Source organism: Mesorhizobium sp. M1143, assembly GCF_040318435.1.
Lineage (GTDB): Bacteria > Pseudomonadota > Alphaproteobacteria > Rhizobiales > Rhizobiaceae > Mesorhizobium.
The window spans coordinates 1-4,002 of sequence record NZ_JAMYMJ010000115.1 but is presented as its reverse complement, the minus strand read 5'-3'; the positions used below and the strand labels follow the sequence as shown (position 1 = coordinate 4,002).

General features: G+C 62.5%; 3 protein-coding genes. All 3 read right to left on the bottom strand.

All coding sequences use genetic code 11. The annotated features are described in order from the left end of the window. Positions 1 to 1,061 (bottom strand): SIR2 family protein (locus tag NKH35_RS30790; protein WP_352917459.1); only part of this gene is annotated, 1,061 nt, incomplete at its 3' end. A 533-nt stretch (positions 1,062 to 1,594) separates the two neighbouring features. Next, positions 1,595 to 3,898: a hypothetical protein gene (locus NKH35_RS30785; RefSeq protein WP_352917457.1), complete on the bottom strand. Its 2,304-nt coding sequence runs from the start codon at positions 3,896 to 3,898 to the stop codon at positions 1,595 to 1,597. Further along, a partial coding sequence (locus NKH35_RS30780) for a helix-turn-helix domain-containing protein (RefSeq protein ID WP_352917461.1) occupies positions 3,891 to 4,002 on the bottom strand: 112 nt, incomplete at its 5' end. The genes NKH35_RS30785 and NKH35_RS30780, both read right to left, overlap by 8 nt.

The following is a 4,002-nucleotide window of genomic DNA, read 5'->3' as shown; positions in this document are numbered from 1 at the left end:
CTACTGTGCACCGCGGCAACCGTCACGCTGGAAACTTCCTTGGTTAGATAGGCGAAGGTCGCCCTATCCTCCGCCGTCGCGTCCTTCCGGCTGGCAGCGGCGATACGTGCAAGCTGCCTCGCAGACCACTCCAGGGGTTCGCGGGCCAGCTGCGCCCAAGCGTCCAGCGTACGATATAAGGCACCATGGTCATGATTGGGCGCGTGATAGACCAGAGGCTGAACCCCCTTTCCGCGCCATGCCTCGCGCAAGCTCCCCGCATCGTTGGCCGTGTCGCCCACGAGCGCAAACGCTGGCTTCAGGTCCGGGAAGTTGAGACGCCCTTCCTCAGTCGCCTCAAGCATATAGCGCATCGGCGGGTCGTCTGCGGAGTAGCCCACAAGCACGAGCGTGTATCGTCGCAGGAGATCGTACACGAAGCGCGAGGCCCAGCCGCTGCGCATGTAGGCTTCGCCGAAGTTTGCCGAGGTCAACACGAGATCGGTTTCGCTAAGACCATAGCGACGGTCGCCCAGCCGGCCGTGGAGATGGAGCACGCCCGTGAAGTCGTGTGAGCCAACTGTCGGCATACCCTGTCCCGCAGTGCTGGTCAGATGCTGGCCGGTGCGTCGCCGCCATGCTCGTTCGAAGAGCGTGTCGAAATTTGTGGTAATGATCCGCGGTCGACCATCGGTTGCGCGGGAGAGATCGAGCAAGTCGGTATGTGCGGCGACGCGAGCTCTCGGACCCGGCTGAACTAAGATTGCGACGGCTTCTCGAACCCTGTTGTGCGGCTGTCGCCAATCGGCGCCGCGATACACCAAACGTTGTTCTAGAAGCCCGATCAGCCGATCGTATTGCCCGTCCCGGCGTGCCTCCAACTCCGCCCGGCTAGCAAGACTGCCCGGAGCGCCAGGAATCGCTTGCCCGAGGCGGGCATAGACGAGATCGGCGAGCTCGCCAAAAAGTGGAAGCCCGGCAGCCTTTGAAACCCCGGCGCCGACGATAAATAGCAAGTTTCCTGCTCGCTGCGCACGCAGCAGGGAAATAGGAATGTCCGGCCCGCTATGGTCGAACTGCATCGCGGCATAATAGGTTTATCTGCTCCATCGCGAGTGAATCCTTTCCGCGGACAGAGGTGTCGACCATGTTCATTGTTGAGCTGGCGACACTCCTTAAACACAAAGGATTGAACATTTGACCGCGACCTCAAGCAAGGCCCTCGAGGGGTTTACGCAACGGAATTTCAGGGTTTGCGTCGTCCACGCCTTCGATATGTGTTTCTCACAGATGAGGCGAGGCGACGCATCGAGTCGCCGTCGTGATGGTCCAGACCATCCTGTAATAGAAACCCGCCTGGTAGGCGGGTCGGATGGGGACACATTGCTTTCTGCCAGCTGCTGCCGTTTTGGGACAGCCTGAGCTGGTCGGCACGCTTTCCATGAAGATCGTTGCGTCATCGGGCTATTCTATTGCCTTGCGGCGCGAGGGAACAAAGGAACCATGACGCGATCTGCTTCCGGCCCAGTTGCTGCCGGGCCGCAGTGCACCTTGTGTCGGTCATGCCGGCCGGCTCTATAGGTGACTAAAGGCGAACGTGAGCGACTCTAGCCAGTCAGATCTCGGCTCCAGAATGAAGCGCATCGAGCATCGAAAGCCTGACTGAGCGGACACGGTCGGCGACGGCGTCGTAACCTGCCAGGGGCACGATCTGGTCGCGAGCGAACATCCCCAGCGCGTCGAGGACCTTCGCCCGCTCTTTCTCGCCAAGGGTGCCAGTCGCGGCAAGATAGCCGGGGATACTGGCCAGGATGCTGGGATGGGCTTTTGGGTCAACCATTCGCCCCAACAGCTCTGCAACCTCCGGGTCGCGACGCAGTCGGCGCTCGATTCCGAGATTGCTGATCTTCTGGGCATCAAACTGAATCCGGCGGGAGCGCGTCACCAACGTCTCGACGAGTTGCGCAAATTCCGTCGCGCTGGCAAAGGACGCTGCGATATGGACGATGGTCGCCCATTGCCCGAGCTCCCGCTGGGGCACACGGATCTCAGGCAACGCGGCAAGCGCGGGGTCGCCCGGCGAATGGAGCGCAAGAGCCAGGACGGAGGCGCTGCTGTGGCTGTGCCGCATCCGCTCCACCAGTTGGTCGCGGACCGCCGCGTCGCCGCCGAACTGCTCGGCGAGGATGAGCGCGATCTCTGCTTTGACCGTCATGTAATCGTTGCGGCCATGTTCCAGGTCCAGCGCTTCAAGGCACCGGGTGAGCAGCAAGGGGCTGGCTGGCCTCAGCATCGCAAGAGTGCGGAGCGCAGTCGGATTCCTAGCCATCGTGCCGGCCTCTGCCGATGCCAGGAACTCAGAGGATGCGGCCTCAGACAAGGCGGCTCCGTAAGCCAGGGTGTGCTTTACGCCGTTTTCGCTGAAGGTCTTAAGCCGCTCTTCGAGCGTGTCGCCGAAAGCGGCTCGGAAGGACTGCCATTGCTCGCTCACGAGGCGCACCATGCTGGGGAGCGGATGCAGTGCCGTTGTGAAGACAATATTGGCCAATCGACCCTGCTCTTCCAGGCCCGCAACGCGGGTTAGCTCGCCAATGATCGTGGCGCCCGCCAACGCGGCGGCGCGAAGTGGTTCCAAGTCGGAACCATAGGTCAGCAATTCGGCCTCTAGTTTCGGAATGGCATCGGCCTGACGACCCCCCGCCACCAACGCGCGATGGTATGCGATGGACAGGCGCACCATCAGCTCGGGGTCACTTTCAAGCTCATAGTGCTGGAGTGTCGAGCCCAACGACGTTCCAACGCCGCCTGCGACTGCGGTTTCGGCGATCACTGTCCGCAGCTCGAGCGGGAGTGGAGCAGCCGCTCGAAGTAGCGCCTCGCGTACCTCAGGCTCGTCACCGAAGCCGGTTGCGAGCACCACCCAGGGCTGCTCTGGTGCCTTCAAGGACGTGCCGGCCAACGCCCGGACATCCGAGTGGGTGTTGAAACTCCGCCCCAGCACTGCCATCGGCGAATAAACGCTGCGCTGGCTGGGCTGGAGCAACGCCTGAACCGCCGCGTCGTCACTTCCATCGCAACCACAGGCCTCGAGGCCGACGGCGAGCAGGTCGCGTCTGACCAGTGGATCCCGGCTAAGGTCGAGCAGGCGCTGCCGACAGGCCCGGCGGTCTGGATCTATGTCCGGTAAGACGGCGGCGAGGTTGATCAGCCGTTCGGCCGGCCAACTCAAGATCTCATCAAACAGGCCCGCCACGGCCGGGTCGTCCCTCCCCCAGGCGGTGACCAGCGCCTTTGCCGCCCAGTGCTTCTGGAAATCCTCCTTGCCGCGCACGACGTCAATCAAGATGTCGCGAATCCGACTGTCCCGGACCGACTGCACGAATCCGACGATCTCGCGGAGATGCATCATGCGTAGCTCAGGCTGGTTCCATGACGCGATCGCTGGCTCGAGGAGGCGCGGGTCGTCTTTGGCGAAGAGGCCGACCCGGGTCCAGACATTGTCCAGTCCGATTATGTTGATCGAGCGCGGTTTTTCCAACTCCCGCTGAAGCCACTGCCTGACCTTGTGCTGGTCGGTCGAGCAATGCAGCAGGTAGGCTTTGGCGTCGGTAAACTCCCACACAGACGGGTACTGGCGCTGCTCCAGCATGTCCACGGCGCCAGTGATGAGCGTTTCGTCATCCTTCCAATATTTGATCAGCAAGTGCAGTGCTAGCGGCCGGTCAGCGTAGTCGAGGCCCGACCAGAAGCCGCACAGCTCCAGCACTTCGTCGCGCGTTTCCGCTGGTGTTTCGCCGCGCGCTGCAAGGCCGGCAATGCCGACCAGCCGCAGGGGAGCGGAGATCGACGATCGCGCATCGCGCAACAGGGCTTCGAGGCGGGGATGTTCCGGCCACCCCAGGAGTAGGCTTTCAAGCATCGTCGCAGGGCCCGGCATCGCCATGCGCCTGGTACAACGCAACCCACTTGCGAACAGTGGCCGCATCAACGCCATGCATCGACGCCGCACTCGCGTAGCTCTCA

Bases quoted from the DNA above. Each gene is read 5' to 3' on its own strand.
- NKH35_RS30785 (WP_352917457.1), bottom strand. From the start codon at position 3,898: ATGCTTGAAAGCCTACTCCTGGGGTGGCCGGAACATCCCCGCCTCGAA.